Here is a 21559-nt window from a genome sequence, read left to right as displayed (position 1 = left end):
CGCCTCATCCCCCGCGGACCACGACGGGGTTCCCCCACCGCCCCGCTCGAGGTCACGACAGGGCTCGGTGCTGCCCCGTCGCCTCCGCCGTCGGGGGCTCGTCAGCCGTCGCGGTCGACACCGGGTCCGGGTCCGGGTCCGGGTCGGGGTCGGGGTCGGGGTCCGCCTCCGCGGGGTCGTCCGCCGAGCTGCGCAGCAGGGCGTCGGCCCAGCGGGCGCGCGGGTCGACGTCGACGAGCAGGGCCTTCGCCAGCAGGGTGAGTGGGATCGCCAGCAGCGCTCCGAGCGGCCCGAGGACCCACGCCCAGAACAGCAGGGTCACGAAGGTGACGGTGGCCGAGAGCCCGACCGAGTTGCCGATGAAGCGGGGCTGGATGAGGGACTGGATGACCAGGTTCAGCACGCAGTACACGAGGATCACGGCGACCAGCAACTGCCAGCCCCCGGTCAGGAGGGCGAGCACGGCAGGTGGGATCAGCCCGAAGATGAATCCGATGTTGGGGATGTAGTTCGTGATGAACGCCAGGACCGCCCAGAGAACCGCGAGGGGGACCCCCATGATCTCGAGCGCGACCCCGTCGAGCACCGCGACGATGAGTCCGAATACCGTGGTGACCACGAGATAGCTGCGGGTGCCGCTCGCGAAGGAGTCCAGTGCACGCACGATGTGGGGGCGCTCCGAGGCGATGCTGTCCAGCCGGGTGCCGAAGGTGGCCGCATCGGCGATGAAGAAGATCAGCAGCGCCAGGATCAGCACGACGACGGTCGCGATCCCGGAGACCCCGGACACGACGCCGCCCACGGCGCCGATCACCGAGCTGGGACTGACCGACTTGGTGGCCGCCTGGATCTGGGCCTGCCCGATCCCGAAGCCGGCGAGCGTGTGCTCGACCGACGCGAGCAGGGCGTTGAACTGGTCGGTGTACTGCGGCAGGACCGTGGCCAGCTGGCCGATCGAGATCAGCAGCACGAGCGCCAGCGCCAGCAGGCCGACGTAGATCACCAGGACCAGGGCCAGCGTGGCGACCCATCCCGGCCATCCCCGGGCGCGCAACCACCGCTGAACCGGGGAGGCGGCGATGACGATGATGAGGGCCAGGAACACCGGCCCGACCAGCCACGCGATCGCCTTGATGCCGGTCACGGCGATCACCGCGGCCGCGATGCCCAGCAGCATCACGAGAGCCCGGGGCAGGCCACCCGACGGGTTCGGACCGGTAGGGCGGCGGCGCGTCCCGTTCGTCGACGGCGCCACGACGGCCGGCCGAGGACCCTCGGCGGAGGCGGCAGGTTCCAGCGGTGCGGTCACCCGGGAAGCGTGCGGCCGCATGGCCGGGTGCCGCTTCACTCGCGGAGGATGAGTTCACCCGGGGCTCACCCCGTCAGGAGGTCGTACACCCCGACGCCCACCAGGTACACGCCGACGAGGACGAACACCACGACGACCAGGGTCTTCTTGCGGGCCTGGACCGCGGCGGTCAGCCGCGCCGCGGAGTCGCGCGTCGTCTCGGGGTGCCAGGTCCACGAGACGAACGCGGCCAACGGGATCGCGAACCAGAACAGGTTGTACAGCCCGACCTGGAGCAGGCCCCCGACGAGTCCGGGCCGGCTCGCCACGATCGCGGCGAGCGCACCGAGGTAGAAGACCCCGGGCAAGTGGGTGGCCACCCCGGCGACGGCGGCGCTCCGGACGGTGGGTGCGTTCAGCCTGCGCCGCAGCGCCGACGGCGCCCGGGCGGGGCGCTCCTCCGCGGGACGGTCGGGCGGTGTCCGCAGCCCGTAGTAGGCCGCCGCCCCGAGCGCGAGCACCCCGAGCACGACGTCGGCGATGTCGCGACCGGTGGTGGTCACCGTCGGCGGGGGCGGGGTGACGTGGACGATCGCCACCGCGGCCACCCCGACGGACAGGCTCAGCACCAGCCCGGCGAGCAGGTAGGCGAGCAGCAGCGGGCTCGGCGACCGCGCGGCGAGGAACGCGTAGACCGCGGCCACCGACGTCGGGCGCACCACGCTCGCCAGGCCCAGGACGAGCACGTCCACGCTCACGGGGCGACACGGTCCATGACCATCGGTGCCGCGGCATCACCCCGTGAGGATGGGGCGACCCACAGGCTCACGGACGTCGACTCACCCTCTCCGGGTGATGCGCGGGGCCGAGCCGCTTCCGAAGAGTGTGACGGGAGTGTGGCCGGACGCGAGGAGGTGGACCACGCTGGAGCGGATCCCGCGGGGCAAGGTGACACCGCCGGAAGTGCCGGTCGACCTGGTCGCCCGCCCGGCCCTCGCGGCTCGGGTGGACGAGCCCGGCCCCCCGGTCGGCCTCGTCGTCGCCCCGGCGGGGTTCGGCAAGACGTTGCTGCTCGCCGACCACGCCACCCGCGACCCGGGGACCGCGTGGGTGACGGTGGACCGCAGCGACGACGCCGGGCGGCTGTGGGCCGCGATCCTCACCGCCTTCGCGACGTGCCCAGCGCTGCCGCCCGACAACGGACTGCGTGAGCTCTCGCCACCGACCGGACTGGGCGGGCTTGCGTTCCTGAGCCGGTTCCGCGACGGGCTCGGCGCGTTGTCCACCCCGTTGACGCTCGTGCTCGACGACGTCCACGAGCTCGACCACCCGGCGGCGCTCGGCGAGCTGCGCGCCCTGCTCGACCACCGTCCCGAGGGCCTGCGCGTGATCCTGGCGAGCCGCTTCGATCCTCCGGTCCCGCTGTCGCACCTCCGGGCCCGCCATGAGATGTGGGAGCTGCGCGCGGACCGGTTGGCGTTCACCCCTGCCGAGACCGAGGAGCTGGCGCGGCAGACCGGGCTCGCGCTGACCGCCGACCAGACGGGCGAGCTGCACCGCCGGACCGGGGGCTGGGCGGCCGGTCTCCGGCTGGCGGTCCAGGCGCTGCGCGGCGGCGCCGACCCGTCGACCCTCCTCGCCGAGTTCACTGGCGAGGACCACGCGGTCGCCGACTACCTGGTCGGTGAGGTGCTGGCGACGTTGCCCGATGACCTCCTGGAGTTCCTCACCCTGGCCAGCATCGGGGACCCGCTCCCGGCGGCGCTGGCCGTGGTGCTCACCGGCCGGGCCGACGCGGCGGCGGTCCTCGACCGTGTGGAACGGGAGACCTCCCTGGTCGCCGGCCTCGTCACCGACCCCGGCACCGGCGCGCGGGAGTACCGGGTCCTCGAGCTCCTGCGCACCTACCTGGCCGCCGACCTGCACCGGCACCGTCCCGATCTCGCCGCCGAACTCCACGGACGGGCCGCCCACTGGTGGGCCGACCAGGACCAGCCGACCGCCGCCCTGGAGAACGCCGCGCGCGCCGACGACGAGGACCTCACCGCGGACCTGGCCGACCGCTTCGGACTACGGCTCGCCCTGGCCGGCGAGCACGCCCCGCTGCGGCGCGCGCTGCCCGGGATCCGGGCCGCCGTCGGGAGCGGAGGCCTCTCGGCGACGGTCGGGACCGCGCTCGCCCGGGTCGGCGGTGACGTCGAGGCGCTCCGCGAGGCGATCCGGGCCCTGCCGGAGCCCGGGCCCGCCGACGGTCCCGCCGTCCGCGCGCTGCGCGCCCTCGGTCGCGGGGTCGACGGCCTGCTGGCCGGGATCGACACCGACGCCGCCGTCGGCGAGCTGGAGGCCGCCCTGGATCTCGCCCGCGGCCACGGGTACGACTTCGTCGCCATGCAGGCCCAGGTCGTCCTCGCCGCGGTCGCGGCGGTCCGGGGCGACTTCCGGACGGTGGTCGCGCGCGCCGACGAGGCCGTGTCGACGATGATCGAGCACCGGTGGGAGCCGTCGGCGTGGTCGACGCTGGGCCGCACCCTGCGCGCCTACGCCGCGCTGTACCGCGCCGAGCCCGACCAGGCGCGCGCCGAGGCCGCCGAGGCCCTGGGCCGCGGGCCCGGCCGGGACGACCCGAGGCTGCGCCACGCCCTGCGGATCGTGCACGGCGCAGCGCTCTCGGACAGCGGGGACCGGGCATCGGGCCTGGCCGAGATGCGCGAGGCCCGGATCGACCTGGTCGGACTGCCAGTGGTCGCGGAACAAGCGGCCGCGGCGGCGGTGTTCGAGAACCGCGCCGCCCTGCGCCTCGGGGACTCCGTGGGGGCCGCGCAGGCCGCGCGCGAGCTCGCGGAGCGCCTCGACGCGCCGGGCGAGGCAGGTCTGATGGCCGCGTGGGCCGAGCTCGGCAGCGGTCACCTCGACGCCGCGAGCCACCGCATCCGGCCGGTCCTGCGCGGGACCGCCGCGGCCCTGATGCCGCACACCCTCGTCGAGGCCCACCTGGTGGCGGCGACGCTCGCGGTGCGCGCCGCGGACCCGGCCGCGGGGCGACGGGCGCTGGGCGACGCCCTCGCCGCGGCCGAGGACCTCGACCTGCTGCGGCCGTTCGCTCTCGGCGGGTCGGAGGTGGGGGCGCTCCTCGCCGAGCACCGGGCCCGGCCCGGCATCGCGGCGGCGTTCGCGACCCGGGCGCTGGCCGCCTACCGGCGCATCCAGGACCCGGACGCGAGCCCGCTGCTGAGCGAGCGCGAGCTCGCCGTGCTGGGGCTGCTGCCGTCCCTGATGTCGTCCGACGACATCGCGGCCGCCCTGAGCGTCTCGGTGAGCACCGTGAAGACGCACGTGCGGATGATCTACGCGAAGCTCGCGGTCGCGAACCGCCGTGCCGCCGTCGAGACCGCCAGGACGCGCGGGCTGCTCCGTCCGCACGCCGGCGTGGATCCCTGAGATCGGTGTTCCACCGCTCGGCGGTCGGACCGGGCCCCGAAGGCGACTAGCGTCGAATCCGAGGGCCGACACCACGAGGCCCGACGTGATCTCCCGGCCCCGAGATCGGAGATGCCCGCCGAGGAGGCCAGCCGTGTCGACGTGTGCCATCCCGAGCCCGCCGTCCCGGACGGCCGTCATGATCCCGCATGCCCCCGAGGGCGTCGTCCGCCGGGACCGGCTGCGGTCGTTGCTGGACACCGCAGTCGGCGGGGCCGTGGTCACCCTGGTGCGCGCCCAGGCCGGCCAGGGCCGGACCGCCATGCTGGCCGACTGGGCCCGCACCGGGACGACCGCCTGGGTGTCGGTGGACGCGGCGATCCGGAGCCCCGACCGGTTCTGGGCCGTGGTCGCGGCGGCCGTCGCCCGCTGCGTCCCGAGCCTCGCCGCCGACCTCCACGCGCCCGCAGGCGCGGGAGAGGTGATCGCCGTGCTCGACCGGCTGCCGGGCGAGGTGCGGCTCGTCCTCGACGACGTGCACGAACTGACCGACCCCACGGTCCTCGACGAGCTCCGCACCCTGATCCGCTACCGGCCCGACCGCCTGCGCCTGGTCCTCTCGTCACGGACGGAGCCTCCGCTCTCGCTCGCCCGGTTGCGCCTCCAGGGCGACCTGGCCGACGTCGGCGGCGACGTGCTCGGTTTCTCCCCGGAGGAGACGTCGGCCTTCGTCGCCGGCGCCGGGCTGCCCGCCCGCGACGACGAGGTCCGGCGTCTCCACCGCCTCACCGGCGGGTGGGCGGCGGCCCTGCGTCTGGCCACAGACGCGGCCGCCGCACGACCGACCGGGCTGGACGGCGTGCTCGCGACGCTCACCGGAGGGGACGGGCCCGACGCGGGCACGCTCGCCCGGGGGATGCTCCGGCGCCTCCCGGACACCGACCGGTCGTTCCTGACCGCGATCAGCCTCGCCGACCCGGTCCCCACGGCCCTCGCCGTCGAGCTCACGAGCCTGGACGGGGCGCCGGTCGTGCTGGCGCGGTTGCGGGATCTCGGCGTCGTCGGCGGCGACCCGGTGGCCGGCCACCACACCGTCCAGCCGCTGCTGCGTCGCCATCTGCGGACCGAGCTGGCGCGACGCGACCCCGCCCGGGCCGCCGCACTGCACGGGCGGGCGACGCGGTGGTTCGCCGGGGCGGGCCGCCCCGTCCCGGCCCTCGAGCACGCCCGGCACGCCAACGACCGCGGTCTCGTCGCCGACCTGGTGCGCGACTGGGCGATCCCCCTGGTGCTGAGCGGGCATCACGAGGAACTGCGTGCCGGGCTCCGGGGGCTCGAGTCGACGGCCGTCGCCGGAGACCGGTGGCTGCGCCGCGCGGAGGACCTGCTCGACTCGGCCACGACCGCCCTCGGCGGCGGCGCGGGCGACGCGGGCGGTGAGCTGGCGACCCTGCGGGCGCTGCGGGACCGGGTGCGGGCGATCGGGCCGGGCCTCGACGGACCGGGGGCGGGCGGGACCGATCGCGCCCGGGAGGCGGGAGCCGTCGCCGCCGAGGCGCTGGACGCGGCGTGCGAGGGCGCGCGCCTCCTGCTCCTGGCCGGCGAGCCCGCCGCGGCCCGGCGCCCGCTGGAGCTCGCGCTCTCAACGGCCCGGGCCTGGGGCTGGTCGTACCTGACGATGCGGTGCGCGGCCCTGCTCGCCACTGCCGATCTCCTGGGCTCCGACGCCGCCGGGATGGAGCGTCACGCCTCGGCGGCCGTCGCCGCCGCGGCGGAGGGCGGCTGTCGGCGCGCGGTGGCGGCGGTCTCGGCGCACTCCGTGCTTGCCTACGCCTCGCTCCTGCGGGCCCGCCCCGCGGACGCCCTGCGCCACGCCGCCGAGGGCCTCGACGTGGCCGGGGAGAGCGCCCACCCGGCCGTGCGTCTCCGGTTGCACGCCCTCCACGGCGCCGCCGCGGCCGACGGCGGACGTCCGGCCGAGGGCCTCGAGGAGATCCGGCGGGCACGCACCACCTTCTCCGACCGGGCCCTCGCGAGCCGGGAGGCGACCCTGGTCGCGATGCTGGAGCACGAGATGGCCGTCGCCGCGGGCCGGACCGAGCACGCCCGCGCGGTCCGCCGGTGGATCACGGCGCGGGTCGGCACGACCGGCGACGTGCTCCTCATGGCGTACCGGGCTGACCCGGCGGCCGGGCCGTCGCTGCGCCCGCTCGTGGACGGCTCGGTCCCCGCCCTCCTGGCCGAGAGCGAGATCGAGGCCCGGCTGCGGCAGATCGGCGCGGGCCAGGTCGTCACCGACCCCGCGGGCGCCCGGACCTCCCTGCGGGGCGCCCTCGACCGGGCCGCACCGCTCGGCCTGGTGCGCCCGTTCGCGCACTCCCCCGGTCCGGTCCGCCGCCTCATGGCCCACCAGGTCGGCAGCTTCGGCGACACCGACGGCTTCGTCCGCCGGGCGCTGGCGGCCGGGCCGCCCGGGCGCCGGGCCGGACCGGTGGACGCGCTGAGCGAGCGGGAGACCGCCGTCCTGGGGCTGCTGCCCTCGCTGGCGACGATGAGCGAGATCGCGCAGGAGCTGCAGGTCTCGGTGAACACCGTGAAGACCCAGGTCGGCGCGATCTACGCGAAGCTCGGGGTGGGCGACCGCCGGGGCGCCGTGGTGGCCGCCTACGACGCGGGCCTGCTCCCGACACCCGAGCACGACGCAGGGCCCCCGGAGCCGGACGGTGCCGCGGGAAGCGGTGCCGTGGGGGGCGGAGCCGCGCGGGACGGGGACGAGGGGGACCTGGAGGTCGGGGCAGGCTGAGCCCGCTCAGCCCGTCTCGTGCAGCGGGAGCAGCCGTGCGGTTCTAGGTCGCGCGTGCCGCTCGGGTGCCTCGGGGCCCCTGGTACTCGAGCAGCCGGGCCCGGACGCCGAGAGCCGTCCCGAGCGCGGCGAGCACCAGCAGCGCGGCCGGGCCCGGGGCGAGGCCGGTGAATGCGGTCGCGGCGGCGGCGACCGCGTCGGTGCGCTCGCCCCGTTCGGAGTCGATCGCGTCGCCGAGGACCGAGGTCAGCTGGGTGAACGCGACCCGGGATCCGTCGGTGCCCGCCCCCTGGACCTGCAGAGCCGTCTGCCAGGCGGTCACCGCGTTCCGGATCGTGCCGAGGTCGGGGCTCGGCTGCGCCGCGTCGAGCAGCCCCCCGGGTCGCAGCACCTGGTCGAAGTCGGCGGTGAACCGGGCATTCGCGCTCGCGGTGACCGCCGCGGTGGGTGTGCCTGCCTGGAGAGCGGCCGTCTCGGTACTGCGGGTCTGCAGCATGACGATGCGGGCCTGGGCGAGCGCGCCCGCGGACGCGTTGTGCGCACGGGCGTCGTCGACGTGCCCGGTCGCGACGATCGTCGCCGTCGCCCACCAGACCAGGGCGGCGACCGTCGCGATCACGGCGACGACGAGGCCGATGCTCAGCATTCGCTTGGTGCGCCGGGCCTCCCGGACGGACAGGACCACCAGGCCGACCAGGGTCACGACGCCGAGCACGGCGACGCCGAGCGGGAACCCACCGGCCTGCTGGTAGTCCGCCGTCAGCGCGTCCCGCTGCATGCGCTGGAGATCGTCCGCGGTGGGCAGGATGGTGGAGCTCATCAGCTGGCCGGCACTGGCCAGGTCGATCTGGGCCTGCGCGGGGTTCAGGTCGCGCAGGGCCTGCGCCGCGTCGACCCCGGCGGTGTACCGGGGCAGTCCGTAGGCGATGGACTCGGCGTCGGCCGCACCCGCACCGTCCGCCTCGAGCTGCCCCCGGGCGTGGTCGAGGCGCAGGTAGGCGCTGGTGACATAGCTGCCGTAGCTCGCGAGCGCCGTCGGCGAGGTGGTGCGGTCGGCGCCGATCCCGGTGGCCGCCGAGGCGTTGGCGCCTTCGAGCGCCTCGTAGAGCTCGGCGGTGTCGTAGTCCAGCGACGCGAGACGGACACCGTCGGCGCCCGTCGCGTTCGTGCGGGTCGAGCCGGAGAGCCCGCTGACCATCGCCGTGAGCAGGCAGGCCAGCACCAGCGCCACGCCCCAGCGCCAGAGCCGGCCCGGGGTCGTGCCACCCGCCAGCACCCGCCGCCACCGCGACGGGTCCCGGAGCGTGTCCGTCGTCGCCCGCGGCCCCGCGACGGCGGTCATCGCAGACCGTGCCGGGTCAGGAACTGGGTCGCCACGGTCGCCTCGTCCGCTCCCCCGAGCTGGACCTGCTGGTTCATCGCGCGGATCTCGGAGACGGTCAGGAGGGAGCTCACCCAGTTGCAGGTCTGGGCGAACTCCGGACCCTGGGCGGCGATCGTCGCCTGCTTCACCACCGGGGCCACGTACTGGAACCCGAAGATGTTCTGCGGATCGTCGAGCTCGACGAAGTCTCCGGAGGTGAGCTGGGCGTCGGTGCTGAAGCCGTCGGCCACCTGGGCCTGGCCCGCCTCCAGGGCGCCGTACGTCTCGTCGGGGCCCACGGCGAGGAACTGCACGTTGCTCAGTCCGTACACCTGGGCCATCCCGACGAGGCCGTTCTGGCGCGTACGGAACGGTGGTTGGGCGGCGACCCGTACCCCGCTGCCTCCCGGCCCGATCTTCGCGAGGTCCGGCACCGACCGCAGGCCGTAGCGATCGGCGAGGTCTCTGCGGACGACCAGGACGTCGGTGTTCTGGTAGGGCGTCTGCAGCAGGATCGTCGCGGCCCGCTGGGCCTGCTCGAACTGGGCGGCCTGCTGGTAGGTCGCCAACGCGGTGCCGCCTGCCGGCGCCAGCGCGAGGCCGGAGGCGATCTCACCGAGGTACTCCGGATACATCTGTATCTGGTTCGAGGCGAAGGCCGAGTCGATGATCTCGCTGTCGCCCACGTTCTGGTCCAGGGTCACGGTGAAGCCCTTCGCACGCAGCGCCTGGGCGTAGAGGTCGCCGAGGAGGAACTGCTCGGAGAAGTCCTTCGTCCCGATCACGACGGCCGGCTTCCCCACTCCCGGCGTCCCCGCGGGAAGGGGTGCCGTCGCGGCATTCGCGGTGATCTGCGGCGGCCCCACCACGTCGGCCCGGACCGCGCCCGACGCCGGCGGAGCCGGACTCGTCCCGCATCCCGCCGCGAGGACCACGAGGGCGAGGGCCACGACGAGGCGCGCGGCGTATCGGCGTACCCCGCGTGACCCCGATCCGCACCTCATGCCCCGCCCTCCCCCGCACCGGGACGCCCGGGCGTGTGCCGCGCGGTCCCGATCGGGAGAGCATCGACCCGACCGAGCCGCGATCACATAGTTGTGCCACAGCCCGCATGACCTTGCCGTACGAGGCCAGGTGTGGCTGGTCCGGGTCCCGGCTTCTTCGGCCGGGTTCAGCTCATCGGCCGCGCACCGGCGAGCCCCAGTCGGTGTCCTCGCGCAGGGTCCGCTTGAGGAGCTTCCCGCCCGGGTTGCGCGGCAGCGGGCCGGTCGTCACGACGACGTACTGGGGGATCTTGAAGTCGGCCAGCTGGGTGTCGAGATGGTCCAGGACCGCGCGGACGTCGACGCCGGCCCCCACGATCACGGCCCCGACCTTCTCCCCCATGACGTCGTCGGGGACCCCCACCACGGCCGCGTCGGCGACGCCGGGCGCTCCCGCGAGGGCGTTCTCGACCTCCACCGAGTACACGTTCTCGCCGCCACGGTTGATCACGTCCTTGGCGCGGTCGACGACCCGCACGATCCCGTCGTCGACCCGGGCGAGGTCGCCGCTGTGCAGCCAGCCGTCGACGAACGTCGCCCCGGTCGCCTCGGGGGCGGCCCAGTAGCCGTCGACCACGTTGGGGCCGCGGACCAGCAGCTCGCCGACCCCGGCCTCGTCCGTGTCGGCGAGCGCCAGGTCGACGACCGGGGCCGCGAAGCCTACGGCGTCGGCGTTCTCGGCGGCCCGGTCGTGGGGCAGGAAGGTGGCGATGGAGCTGGTCTCGGTGAGGCCGAAGCCGTTGCCGAGCCGGGCCCGTGGGAGCCGCTCCTGCAGGCGCCGCACCAGCGCGGGCGCGATCGGTGCCCCGCCGTAGGTCAGCCGCTGCACATGGGAGAGGTCGACGCCGAGATCGTCCCGGGCCAGCGTCAGCCCGTAGATCGCCGGGACGCTCACCAGGGTGTCGATCCGCTCGTCGACGATCGTGCGCACGAACGCGCCACCCTCGAAGGTCGGCAGCACCACGGTGGTGCCACCCAGGCCGAGCTGCACCAACAGCTGGGAGTTGCACCCCGTGACGTGGAACAGCGGCACGGACACGAGGTTCCGCAGCCTCGGGCCCTCGGCGCGGTCGATCCCGATCACCCGGATCGCGGTCTCGACGTTCGCGAGGAAGTTGCCGTGCGTCGTCCGCGCGCCCTTCGGCCGCCCGGTCGTGCCGCTCGTGTAGAAGATCGCGGCCAGGTCGCCGGGCACCAGGTCGTCGAGGGCCTCCGGGTGACCCGACGGCAGCGGTGACCCGGGACGAAGGATGGCCGCCGCGCCACTGTCCTCCAGCACGTGGGCGACCTCGGGCGGGGCGAATCGCGTGTTGACGGGGACGGCGACCGCGCCGGCGAGCAGGGTGCCGAGGAACCCGACGACCCAGTCCACCCCCGCGGGCAACAACGAGGCCACCCGATCGCCGCGGCCCACCCCGTCGGTGACGAGGCCGCCGGCGACCCGCGCTGCGCGGTCCCAGAGCTCGGCGTAGGTCAGCCGCTCCCCGCCGACCTCGACGAGCGCCTCGACGTCGGGGTGGCGCTCCACCGACGCGCGCACCATCGCCACCACCGACGGCGCGAGGTGGTCGTAGCGGGCGATCGCGTCGGAGCCGCGGGTGATGCCGGTGGTGTCGAACGGTGCCGCGCCGCGCGGCAGGGGCTCGGGCCCGGTGATCATCCGCTCGTACCTCCGCCGCGTTCGCGCGTGGTCCGGACCGACCGGACTGTGACCCGCACCACTCTACGGGCGCGACGGCGGGACGACAGCCCGCGCGCCTGCGCCCGACGCCCCGGCGATCAGCGCGAGAGCCGCGCGACGGGCACGCGCCGTGGTGGGTTCGTCGGTGACGCGGTCGGCGGTGAGGAACCCGTCGGCATCGAGGGTGCCGTACCCGTGGGCCAGCGCGACCACCTGCTCGACGAGGTGGAGCGCGCCGTCGCCCGCGAGCTCCCGGGAGGGGTCGAGCAGCCGCGACATCACCGCGCGCCCGGTCGCGGCGAGGTCGGTGTCGCGGACCGCACGCAGGCCCGGGGAGAAGATCACGTCGAGGCCGACCCGGTGCTCCGCGACGAAGGCCGCGTATGCGCCCGCCGCCCCGGCGAGCCGCTCGGCGGGGTCGGCCAGGCCGTCGACCGCCTCGGTCATCGCGGCCGCGAGCAGCGTGGCCGCACGGGCCGCCACGGCAGCGAGAAAGGTGTCGCGGTCGGCGAAGTGCCGGTAGGGCGCCGCGGTGCTGACGCCCACCCTGCGGGCCACCTCGGCGACCGAGAACGCAGCCGGGCCGCGCTCGCCCAGCTGGGCCAGACCGGCCTCGACGAGCGCGGGGGCCAGGTCGCCGTGGTGGTAGCGGCCCCGAAGGCGCGGACCTCCCGACACGAGCACCCCCTGATGCGATAGGCCTGTTACTCTAATGTGTAATAGCCCTATCGCATAAGAGGAGCCGACATGGACCAACCCGTCGTCGTGATCACCGGGGCGAGCAGTGGGATCGGCGAGGCGACCGCGCGCCTGCTCGCCGACCGGGGCACGCGGGTGGTGCTGGGAGCACGTCGCGCCGAGCGTCTGGACGCGGTGGCTGCGGCGACCGGCGCCGTCGCCCGGGTCACCGACGTCCGGCGACGCGAGGACGTGGCGGCCCTCGTCGACCTCGCCGTCGAGACCCACGGCCGGCTCGACGTGATCGTCAACAACGCCGGGGTCGCGCACGTCGAGCCGCTGGACTCGCTCGACGTCGACCACTGGGACGAGATGATCGACGTGAACCTCCGTGGCGTGCTCCACGGGGTCGCGGCTGCGCTGCCGGTGTTCCGGCGCCAGGGCGCGGGCCACGTGGTGAACGTGGTGTCCACGTCCGGGTTGCGGATCGTGCCCGGGCAGGCGGTCTACGCCGCCACCAAGAACGCGGTCCGGACGCTCTCCGAGGCACTGCGCCAGGAGGCGGGACCGGGCCTGCGGGTGACCGCGGTGTCACCGGGGATGACCGTCACCGAGCTCGTCGCCGCCTCGGGCGCCGACCCCGAGACGGTCGCGCAGGGCCAGACCCGCATGGACGAGATCGGTATCCCCGCCGAGGCGATCGCCCGGGCCATTGCGTTCGCGATCGGGGAGCCCGCTGCGGTCGACGTCGGGGAGATCGTGGTTCGGCCGACCGCGCAGGGGTAGGTCCCGACGACGTCAGCGCGACCGCTTCTTCGGCAGGTAGAGGTCGGTGAGGGTGCCCTCGAAGGCCTCGGCGGCCATCCCGATCGTCTCGGAGAGCGTCGGGTGGGGGTGGATCGTGAGCCCGATGTCGGTCGCGTCGGCGCCCATCTCGATCGCCAGGGCCGTCTCGGCGATGAGGTCGCCCGCGGCGGGCCCGACGATCCCGGCGCCGATGATGCGGTCGGTGTCGGTGTCGAAGAGGACCTTGGTGACGCCCTCGGACCGGCCCAGCGAGAGCGAGCGACCGGACGCCGCCCAGGGGAAGGTGCCCGACCCGTAGGCGAGACCGCGGGCCTTCGCCTCGGTCTCGGTCACCCCGACCCAGGCGACCTCCGGGTCGGTGTAGGCCACCGAGGGGATCACCCGGGCGTCGAACGCGCTGGGCTTGCCCGCCGCGACCTCGGCGGCGACCTTCCCCTCGTGCACCGCCTTGTGCGCGAGCATGGGCTGGCCGACGACGTCGCCGATCGCGAACACGTGCCGCTGGTCGGTGCGCATCTGCTCGTCGACCGGGACGAAGCCGCGCTCGGTCACGGCGACTCCGGCCGCGTCGAGCCCGAGGACCGACCCGTTCGGCACCCGCCCGACGGCGACGAGGACGGCGTCGAACGTGTCCGTCTCCGGGGCCTTCTTCCCCTCGAAGGAGACGGTGAGCCCGCTGCTGGTGGCCTCGACGTTCGTGACCTTGGTGGAGAGGTACACGTTCTCGTAGCGACGGCCGATGTGGCGGGCCAGCGGTTTCACGATGTCGGGGTCGGCGCCCGGGATGAGCTGATCCATCAGCTCCACGACGGTGATCTGCGAGCCCAGCTCGGCGTACACCGTGGCCATCTCCAGCCCGATGATCCCGCCGCCGAGCACGAGCAGCCGCTCCGGGATGTGCTCGATCTCGAGCGCGGAGGTGGAGTCGAGTACCCGCGGGTCGTCGTGCGGGACGAACGGCAGTCGCACCGATTCGGAGCCTGCCGCGACGATCACCTGGTCGAACCCGACGACCGTCGTCGTGCCGTCCGCCCCCGTCACCTCCACCCGGTGCGGCGAGACGAAGCGTCCGGTCCCCTGCAGTGTCGCGACCTTGCGCTGCTTGGCCAGCCCCGCGAGGCCACCCACGAGCTTCGCGACGACGCCGTCCTTCCACGACCGGAGCTTGTCGAGGTCGATCGTCGGCGCGGAGAACGTGAGCCCGTGCTCGCCCATCTCCTGGGTCTCCGCGATCACCTTGGCCGCGTGCAGCAGCGCCTTCGAGGGGATGCAGCCGACGTTGAGGCAGACCCCGCCGAGGGTGTCGCGGCCGTCCACGATCATCGCGTCGAGGCCGAGGTCGGCCGCGCGGAACGCCGCGGTGTAGCCGCCGGGCCCGGCCCCGAGCACCAGCAGCCCGACGTGGCGGTCCTCGGCGCCGTCGGAGACCGCGGCGGGTGCCGCGGGCTTCGCTGCGGAGGCCGCGGGGGCGGGCGAGGTGGTGGTCTTCGCCGCCGGGGCCGGGGTCGACGACGGGGCGTCCGTGCCCGCGTCGACCGGGTCGAGAAGGAGGATCGCGCTGCCCCGGGAGACGCGGTCGCCGACGGAGATCCGCACCTCACGCACCGTCCCGGCGTGCTCGGCCGGGACGTCCATGGTCGCCTTGTCGGACTCGAGGGTCAGCAACGGCTCGTCGAGCGCGATCTCGCTGCCCGCCGTCACGTGGACCTCGATCACGGGGACGTCGGAGAAGTCCCCGATGTCGGGGACCTCGACGACGATCTCGCCGGCCATGGGGTGCTCCTTCGGCGGGGGTTCGGGACGTAGGTGGCCTTACAGGAGCAGCCGCCGCTCGTCGCCCATCACGTGGGCGAGGTGGCGGGTGAAGCGCGCGGCCAGGGCCCCGTCGATGACGCGGTGGTCGTACGACAGGCACAGCGGCAGCAGGGTGCGCGGCTGGAACGCCTCGCCGTCCCACACCGGCGCGACGCGGGAGCGCACGACGCCGAGGATGGCGACCTCGGGCGCGTTGACGATCGGGGTGAACGCGGTGCCGCCGATCCCGCCCAGCGAGGAGATCGTGAAGGTGCCGCCGCGCATGTCGTCGGCGGTGAGCTTGCCGTCGCGGGCGCGGGCGGACACCTCGCCCAGCTCCTTCGAGAGCTCGACGAGGCCCTTCCGGTCGACGTCGCGGACGACCGGCACGACGAGGCCGCCGGGCGTGTCGACCGCGACCCCGAGGTGGTAGTAGCGCTTGAGGATCAGCGCGTCCTTCTCGGGGGTCAGCGAGGCGTTCACCGTCGGGAAGGCCTTGAGCGCCGAGACCGCGGCCTTCATGAGGAACGCCAGCAGCGTGACCCGGTAGCCCTCGTTCTTGGCGGCGGTGTCCAGCTCCTTGCGGTAGCGGTCGGTGTCGGTGATGTCGGCGTCGTCGTTGTGCGTGACGTGCGGGACGTTCAGCCACGACCGGTGCAGGAACGGCCCCGAGATGCGGGTGATCCGCGACAGCGGCTGGGTCTCGACGGGGCCGAACACCGAGAAGTCCTGCGCCGGGACCTCCGGGATGCCCATGCCTCCCGACGACGGGGCCGGCGCGGCGGCGGCCGGTGGCGCGGCGCCCGCAGTGCCCGTCGCTGCGCCTGCCCCCCGCACGAAGCCCAGCAGGTCGTTCTTCGTGATCCGACCCTTGGGCCCGGTCGCGGGGATGGTCGCGAGGTCGACACCGAACTCCCGGGCGAGCTTGCGCACGCTCGGCCCCGCGTGTGGCGGTAGGTCGGACGTGCCGTTGGTGGACGGCGACGGCGCGGGCGCGGGCGCGGCGGTCTCCGTCGGCGGTTCCTGCGCGGCGACCTCGGCCTCGGCGACGGCGCGCCCCCGGGCAGGCGGCGGTGCGGCGGCACCGTCCTCGACCGCCTCGCCCTCCCCCGCGTCGAGCACGACGACGGGCGTGCCCTTGCTGACCTGGCCGCCGACGGCGACCAGCACCTCGGTGACCAGCCCGGCGTGCGACGACGGCACGTCCATCGTCGCCTTGTCCGACTCGAGGGTCAGTAACGGGTCGTCGACGGCGATGACGTCGCCGGGCGAGACGTGGACCTCGATGATCGGGACGTCGGAGAAGTCGCCGATGTCCGGGACGGTGACCTGGGTAGCAGCGGGGGCCGACATCTGAAGGTGGTCTCCGATCGGATCTCAGGCGTGTGCCGGCGCGGGCCGGTCGGGGTCGATCTCATAGCGCGCGATCGCATCGGCGACGACCGAGTACTCGATCGCCCCGTCGTGGGCCAGCGCCGAGAGGGCGGCGACGGTGACGTAGCGCCGGTCGACCTCGAAGAAATCGCGGAGCGCCCGCCGGTAGTCCGAGCGGCCGAAGCCGTCGGTGCCGAGCACCTCGTAGCGGCGCCCGCCGACCCAGGCCCGGATCTGGTCGGGGAACGCCCGCATGTAGTCGGTCGCGGCGACGACAGGCCCGGCCGGTCGGTCCGCGAGCTGCTGCTCCACCCAGGACCGCCGGGGAACCGCGGTCGGGTGCAGCATGTTCCAGCGCTCGACGTCCATGCCGTCACGGCGCAGTTCGGTGAAGCTGGGCGCGCTCCAGACGTCGGCGACGACGCCCCAGTCCTCGGCGAGCATCTCCGCCGCGGCCATGACCTCGCGCAGGATCGTCCCCGAGCCCATCAGCTGCACCCGCGGCTTCTGCCTGGCCCGCGACTTCCGCGCGCCCGGCTTCACGGCCGGCGTGCCCTCGCTGAGCAGGTACAGGCCCCGGACGATGCCCTCGCGCACCGCCGACTCGGCCGCCTCGTCGCCCAGGCCCGGCATCGCGGGGTGCTCGTAGTTCTCGTTCATCAGGGTCAGGTAGTAGAAGACGTCCTCCTGCTCGACGTACATCCGCCGCAGCCCGTCCGCGACGATCACCGCGACCTCGTGGGCGAAGGTCGGGTCGTAGGACACGCAGTTCGGGATCACCGACGAGAACACGTGCGAGTGCCCGTCCTCGTGCTGCAGGCCCTCGCCGTTGAGCGTGGTCCGCCCGGCCGTGCCACCGAGCAGGAAGCCGCGGGCGCGCAGGTCGCCCGCGGCCCACGCGAGGTCGCCGACCCGCTGGAACCCGAACATCGAGTAGTAGATGTAGAACGGGATCATCGGGCAGTCGCTGGTCGAGTAGGCCGTGGCCGCCGCGATCCACGACGACATCGCGCCCAGCTCGTTGATGCCCTCCTGCAACAGCTGGCCGCGGCGGTCCTCGCGGTAGGACATCAGCTGGCCCTCGTCCTCGGGCGTGTAGAGCTGGCCCACCCGGGAGAAGATCCCGAACTGCCGGAACATGCCTTCCATGCCGAAGGTCCGCGACTCGTCGGGCACGATCGGCACCACGCGCTTGCCGACCTTCTTGTCCCGCAGCAGCGTGTTGAGCACCCGGACGAACGCCATCGTCGTCGAGATCCGACGCTCCCCGGAGCCGGCGAGCTGCGCCCCGAACGCGGAGACGTCAGGGACCTCGAGCGACTCCGAGCGTCGCCGTCGCGCGGGGAGCGACCCGCCGAGCGCCTCACGGTGGCCGCGCAGGTACACCGCTTCCTCGGAGTCGGGCGCGAAGCTCAGGTAGGGCAGCTCGTCGACGTCGGCGTCACCGACGGGCAGGTCGAAACGGTCCCGGAAGATGCGCAGCTGCTCGCCGGCCATCTTCTTCTGCTGGTGCGAGATGTTCTGGCCCTCGCCGGCCTCGCCCATCCCGTAGCCCTTGACGGTCTTGGCGAGGATCACCGTCGGGTGGTCGGGCTCGGTCACCGCCGCCGAGTACGCGGCGTAGATCTTCGACGGGTCGTGCCCGCCGCGGGTCAGCGCCCAGATCTCGGCGTCGGTCCAGTCCTCGACCATCGCCGCGGTCTCGGGGTACCTGCCGAAGAAGTGCTCCCGGACGTAGGCGCCGTCCTTGGACTTGAAGGTCTGGTACTCGCCGTCGACGCACTCCTCCATGAGCTGGTGGAGCCGGCCGGTGCTGTCGCGCTTGAGCAGCTCGTCCCACCGGCTGCCCCAGATGACCTTGACGACGTTCCAGCCTGCGCCCCGGAAGACGCCCTCCAGCTCCTGGATGATCTTGCCGTTGCCGCGGACCGGGCCGTCGAGGCGCTGCAGGTTGCAGTTCACGACGAAGATCAGGTTGTCGAGGTGCTCGCGGCCGGCCAGCGAGATCGCGCCGAGCGACTCCGGCTCGTCCATCTCGCCGTCACCGAGGAAGGCCCACACGTGCCGGTTCTCGGTGTCGGCGAGCCCCCGCCCGTGCAGGTACTTGAGGAACCGCGCCTGGTAGATCGCCATCAGCGGGCCGAGACCCATCGACACCGTCGGGAACTGCCAGAAGTCCGGCATCAGCCACGGGTGCGGGTACGACGACAGGCCCTCCCCGCCGGCCTCCTGTCGGAAGGCGTCCATCTGCGCCTCGGTCAGGCGCCCCTCGAGGAAGGCCCGCGCGTAGATCCCCGGCGAGGAGTGGCCCTGCATCATCACGAGGTCACCGCCGTGGGACTCCGACGGCGCGTGCCAGAAGTGCTGGAAGCCGGTGTCGTAGAGCGTGGCCGCGGACTGGAAGCTCGCGATGTGCCCGCCGAGCTCGGAGGACTCCTTGTTCGCGCGGAGCACGGTGGCGACGGCGTTCCAGCGGATCGCCGACCGGATGCGGTGTTCGACCGCGCGGTCACCGGGGTGCGGCGGCTCGGCGTCGACCGGGATGGTGTTCACGTACGGCGTGGTGGCCGAGTACGGCACCCGGGCGCCCGCGCGGCGGGCCTGGCCGATGAGCTCGTCGAGCAGGTCGTGCGCGCGCTGCGGGCCCTCGACGGCCAGCACCGACTCGAGCGCCTCGCGCCACTCCTCGGTCCCTGCGGGGTCGGGGTCCGTGTCGTCCGGGTCGTCGACCATGCAGCGCCGTCCTCCGTCGGGCCGCGCCGACGTCGGCGCGGGATGCGGAGCCTCCACCCTGCCGTGCGGACAGTCGCGACGGAAGCGAGACCGCGGCCGGGCGGATGACGTTCACCGGCCGTCATCGACGGGGCGCGATCACGGCGGAGTTCTCTCTCGCCTGCCCCTAGCGGTCCGGGAGGGCGGCGAAATCGTTCTTGGCCTTCTTGTACCACTTCATCCCCGCGACCGGGTGCTTCCACCTCGAGCGCATCTCCGCGTTCGCTTCCTCGTGCGACGTGTCGCCCTGCGCCACCATGTCCTGCAGATGCTTGTCCTGCCCCTTGATCACCTCATCGGCGCTGTCCCCCTGGAGCTCGACCTCGCACGGCCCGCCGAGTTGTCGACATGTCATCGCCTTCATGTGATCAACCTAGAGCGGGGCGGCGGACGATCGCTTCTCGATTCCTGCTCGATCGAGAGGGCGACGCACCGGTCTCGCGGGAAGACCGGCTTGCCCGGGCGCCGACCCGGGCGGACGATCGGCGGCGTGCTGCTCGACGGCGTGGACCACATCGCAACCCTCAGCCACGACGCCGCCCGGCTGGGCGCGTTCTACGCGGCGGTCTTCGACGCCGAGATCGGCGAGACGGTCCCGCACGGCATGCACGGCGAGGAGACGATGACCGTCTTCCGCATCGGCCCGCACACGGAACTGAACGTCTTCACCGTGCCGTCCAGCGAGGAGGCGGATCGCCAGACGCCGATGTGGCACCGCGGCCGTCTGGACCATTTCGGACTGCACGCGGCGTCGCCCGAGGCGTTCTCCACGATCCGCGGCCGCCTCGTGGAGCACGGCGCCTCCGACGGCACGGTGAACGACTTCGGTGGCGCGTACAGCCTGTTCTTCCGCGACCCGGACGGCCTCGAGGGCGAGGTGCTCCTCCCCAAGGACGGGGCCACCGCCCCGCCCGCCTGACGGTCGCTCGCGCCCTTCTGAATCGAGAAGGACGCAGGTCCACTCCCCGTTCGGCCATGGTGTCGCGCGCCGGAAGGTGCCAGCGTCTTCGGGTGCCGCCGGCAGGGGCGGGCTGGGGACCAGGGGACGGGTGACCATGACGAAGTTCGTCTACGACTTCGCCGAGGGCGACAGGGACCAGAAGGACCTGCTGGGCGGCAAGGGCGCCAACCTCGCGGAGATGACGAACCTGGGGCTGCCGGTGCCCCCGGGATTCACGATCACGACCGAGGCCTGCCGGGCCTACCTCGCCGGGGGGCAGGAGCCCGACGGCATGCCGGGTGAGGTCACCGACCACCTCACCGCGCTCGAGAAGACGATGGGCAAGCAGCTCGGGCAGCCCGACGACCCCCTGCTGGTCTCGGTCCGCTCCGGCGCCAAGTTCTCGATGCCCGGGATGATGGAGACCGTCCTCAACGTCGGCCTCAACGACTCCTCGGTGCACGGCCTGGCCACCCAGGCCGGCGACGACCGCTTCGCCTGGGACTCCTACCGGCGCCTGGTCCAGATGTTCGGCGCGACCGTGCTCGGTATCGAGGCCGAGCACTTCGCCGAGGCCCTGGACGCGGCGAAGCACGCCAAGGGCACGAAGAACGACCTCGACCTGGACGCGGCCGACCTCGCCACCCTGGTGGAGACGTTCAAGGGCGTCGTGCGCAAGTACGCCGACCGGGACTTCCCGCAGGACCCGCGCGAGCAGATGGACCTGGCCGTCCGGGCGGTCTTCGACTCGTGGAATTCCCCTCGGGCGAACGTCTACCGGCGCCAGGAGCGCATCCCGGCCGACCTCGGGACCGCCGTGAGCGTCTGCTCGATGGTGTTCGGCAACCTCGGTATGGACTCCGGCACCGGCGTGGCGTTCACGCGCGACCCGGCGTCGGGCGCGCGGGGCGTCTACGGCGACTACCTGCAGAACGCGCAGGGCGAGGACGTCGTCGCCGGCATCCGCAACACCCTGGCCCTCACCGAGCTCGAGCGGATCGACAAGGAGTCCTACGACGAGCTCATGTCGATCATGGCGACGCTGGAGCACCACTACCGCGACCTGTGCGACATCGAGTTCACCATCGAGCGCGGCAAGCTGTGGATGCTGCAGACCCGGGTGGGCAAGCGCACCGCCGCGGCCGCCTTCCGCATCGCCATGCAGCTGGTGGACCAGGGCCTGATCGATGAGAACGAGGCGGTCCGCCGGGTCTCCGGCGAGGAACTGGCCCGGCTCATGTTCCCCCGCTTCGACACCAGCGGCGAGGTCACCAAGATCGCCAAGGGGATCAGCGCGTCCCCGGGCGCCGCGGTCGGCAAGGCCGTCTTCGACTCCGTCACGGCGGTCGAGCAGGCCGCCCAGGGCGAGAAGGTGATCCTGGTCCGCCGCGAGACCAACCCGGACGACCTGCACGGCATGATCGCCGCCCAGGGCATCTTGACCAGTCGCGGCGGCAAGACCAGCCACGCGGCCGTGGTCGCCCGCGGCATGGGCAAGACCTGCGTCTGCGGCGCCGACGAGCTCGAGGTCGACACCAAGGGCAAGAAGTTCACCGCGCCCGGCGGGATCGTCGTCAGCGAGGGCGACATGATCTCGAT

At 73.7% G+C, this 21559-nt stretch carries 15 protein-coding genes; 5 read left to right on the top strand and 10 right to left on the bottom strand.

Annotated elements, in window-relative coordinates; translation table 11 throughout:
- Nucleotides 1-52: 52 nt before the first annotated feature.
- Nucleotides 53-1309 (bottom strand): AI-2E family transporter, encoded by a 1257-nt coding sequence (locus tag VGI02_RS16890; protein ID WP_331628890.1) that lies wholly within the window; start codon nucleotides 1307-1309, stop codon nucleotides 53-55.
- A gap of 65 nt (nucleotides 1310-1374) precedes the next feature.
- A complete protein-coding gene (locus VGI02_RS16885; protein WP_331628888.1) occupies nucleotides 1375-2046 on the bottom strand; it encodes a GAP family protein in 672 nt (223 codons plus the stop codon).
- Between the two features lie 205 nt (nucleotides 2047-2251).
- Here VGI02_RS16885 and VGI02_RS16880 point away from each other — a divergent pair, with 205 nt between their 5' ends.
- Nucleotides 2252-4726 (top strand): winged helix-turn-helix domain-containing protein, encoded by a 2475-nt coding sequence (locus tag VGI02_RS16880; RefSeq protein ID WP_331628886.1) that lies wholly within the window; start codon nucleotides 2252-2254, stop codon nucleotides 4724-4726.
- A 133-nt stretch (nucleotides 4727-4859) separates the two neighbouring features.
- Nucleotides 4860-7508: a LuxR C-terminal-related transcriptional regulator gene (locus tag VGI02_RS16875; RefSeq protein ID WP_331628884.1), complete on the top strand. Its 2649-nt coding sequence runs from the start codon at nucleotides 4860-4862 to the stop codon at nucleotides 7506-7508.
- A gap of 43 nt (nucleotides 7509-7551) precedes the next feature.
- Here the strand turns inward: VGI02_RS16875 and VGI02_RS16870 are convergent, their stop codons facing one another.
- From VGI02_RS16870 to VGI02_RS16855, 4 genes are all read right to left on the bottom strand, one after another.
- Nucleotides 7552-8850, bottom strand: coding sequence for a GlnX family signal transduction membrane protein (locus tag VGI02_RS16870; protein ID WP_331628882.1), 1299 nt, complete (start codon nucleotides 8848-8850; stop codon nucleotides 7552-7554).
- Entirely contained in the window at nucleotides 8847-9875 is a 1029-nt protein-coding gene (locus tag VGI02_RS16865; protein WP_331628880.1) for an ABC transporter substrate-binding protein, read from the bottom strand. Before VGI02_RS16865 ends, VGI02_RS16870 begins: the two co-directional genes overlap by 4 nt.
- Before the next feature lie 172 nt (nucleotides 9876-10047).
- The gene (locus VGI02_RS16860) at nucleotides 10048-11574 is read right to left on the bottom strand and encodes a class I adenylate-forming enzyme family protein (RefSeq protein ID WP_331628878.1); all 1527 of its coding nucleotides are present in this window, start codon (nucleotides 11572-11574) and stop codon (nucleotides 10048-10050) included.
- A 63-nt stretch (nucleotides 11575-11637) separates the two neighbouring features.
- Nucleotides 11638-12279: a TetR/AcrR family transcriptional regulator gene (locus VGI02_RS16855; protein WP_331628876.1), complete on the bottom strand. Its 642-nt coding sequence runs from the start codon at nucleotides 12277-12279 to the stop codon at nucleotides 11638-11640.
- A 63-nt stretch (nucleotides 12280-12342) separates the two neighbouring features.
- On the opposite strand from VGI02_RS16855, the gene VGI02_RS16850 reads away from it, so the two are divergent.
- Entirely contained in the window at nucleotides 12343-13059 is a 717-nt protein-coding gene (locus VGI02_RS16850) for an SDR family oxidoreductase (protein ID WP_331628874.1), read from the top strand.
- Between the two features lie 12 nt (nucleotides 13060-13071).
- Here the strand turns inward: VGI02_RS16850 and lpdA are convergent, their stop codons facing one another.
- From lpdA to VGI02_RS16830, 4 genes are all read right to left on the bottom strand, one after another.
- Nucleotides 13072-14853, bottom strand: a complete 1782-nt coding sequence (gene lpdA, locus VGI02_RS16845; protein ID WP_331628872.1) for a dihydrolipoyl dehydrogenase — start codon at nucleotides 14851-14853, stop codon at nucleotides 13072-13074.
- 39 nt (nucleotides 14854-14892) lie between these two features.
- A complete protein-coding gene (locus VGI02_RS16840; RefSeq protein ID WP_331628870.1) occupies nucleotides 14893-16227 on the bottom strand; it encodes a 2-oxo acid dehydrogenase subunit E2 in 1335 nt (444 codons plus the stop codon).
- A gap of 24 nt (nucleotides 16228-16251) precedes the next feature.
- The gene (gene aceE / locus VGI02_RS16835) at nucleotides 16252-18981 is read right to left on the bottom strand and encodes a pyruvate dehydrogenase (acetyl-transferring), homodimeric type (RefSeq protein WP_331628868.1); all 2730 of its coding nucleotides are present in this window, start codon (nucleotides 18979-18981) and stop codon (nucleotides 16252-16254) included.
- A 166-nt stretch (nucleotides 18982-19147) separates the two neighbouring features.
- Complete coding sequence (locus VGI02_RS16830) at nucleotides 19148-19384, bottom strand: hypothetical protein (protein ID WP_331628866.1); 237 nt, start codon at nucleotides 19382-19384, stop codon at nucleotides 19148-19150.
- Nucleotides 19385-19510: 126 nt separating this feature from the next.
- On the opposite strand from VGI02_RS16830, the gene VGI02_RS16825 reads away from it, so the two are divergent.
- Nucleotides 19511-19939 carry a VOC family protein gene (locus VGI02_RS16825; RefSeq protein WP_331628864.1) on the top strand — a complete coding sequence of 143 codons (429 nt, stop codon included), beginning with the start codon at nucleotides 19511-19513 and terminating at the stop codon, nucleotides 19937-19939.
- Between the two features lie 136 nt (nucleotides 19940-20075).
- On the top strand, nucleotides 20076-21559 hold a 1484-nt coding region (locus VGI02_RS16820; protein WP_331628862.1), incomplete at its 3' end, for a pyruvate, phosphate dikinase.

Origin of the sequence: Actinomycetospora sp., assembly GCF_036497245.1 — a bacterium.
Taxonomy (GTDB): domain Bacteria; phylum Actinomycetota; class Actinomycetes; order Mycobacteriales; family Pseudonocardiaceae; genus Actinomycetospora.
Note: the sequence above shows the minus strand (reverse complement) of the source record. Positions and strands in the feature narration are given on the sequence as shown.

Coding starts and splice junctions, on each gene's coding strand:
- VGI02_RS16870 (WP_331628882.1), bottom strand. CDS start 8,850: ATGACCGCCGTCGCGGGGCCGCGGGCGACGACGGACACGCTCCGGGAC.
- VGI02_RS16865 (WP_331628880.1), bottom strand. CDS start 9,875: ATGAGGTGCGGATCGGGGTCACGCGGGGTACGCCGATACGCCGCGCGC.
- VGI02_RS16860 (WP_331628878.1), bottom strand. CDS start 11,574: ATGATCACCGGGCCCGAGCCCCTGCCGCGCGGCGCGGCACCGTTCGAC.
- VGI02_RS16850 (WP_331628874.1), top strand. CDS start 12,343: ATGGACCAACCCGTCGTCGTGATCACCGGGGCGAGCAGTGGGATCGGC.
- lpdA (WP_331628872.1), bottom strand. CDS start 14,853: ATGGCCGGCGAGATCGTCGTCGAGGTCCCCGACATCGGGGACTTCTCC.
- VGI02_RS16840 (WP_331628870.1), bottom strand. CDS start 16,227: ATGTCGGCCCCCGCTGCTACCCAGGTCACCGTCCCGGACATCGGCGAC.
- aceE (WP_331628868.1), bottom strand. CDS start 18,981: ATGGTCGACGACCCGGACGACACGGACCCCGACCCCGCAGGGACCGAG.
- VGI02_RS16830 (WP_331628866.1), bottom strand. CDS start 19,384: ATGAAGGCGATGACATGTCGACAACTCGGCGGGCCGTGCGAGGTCGAG.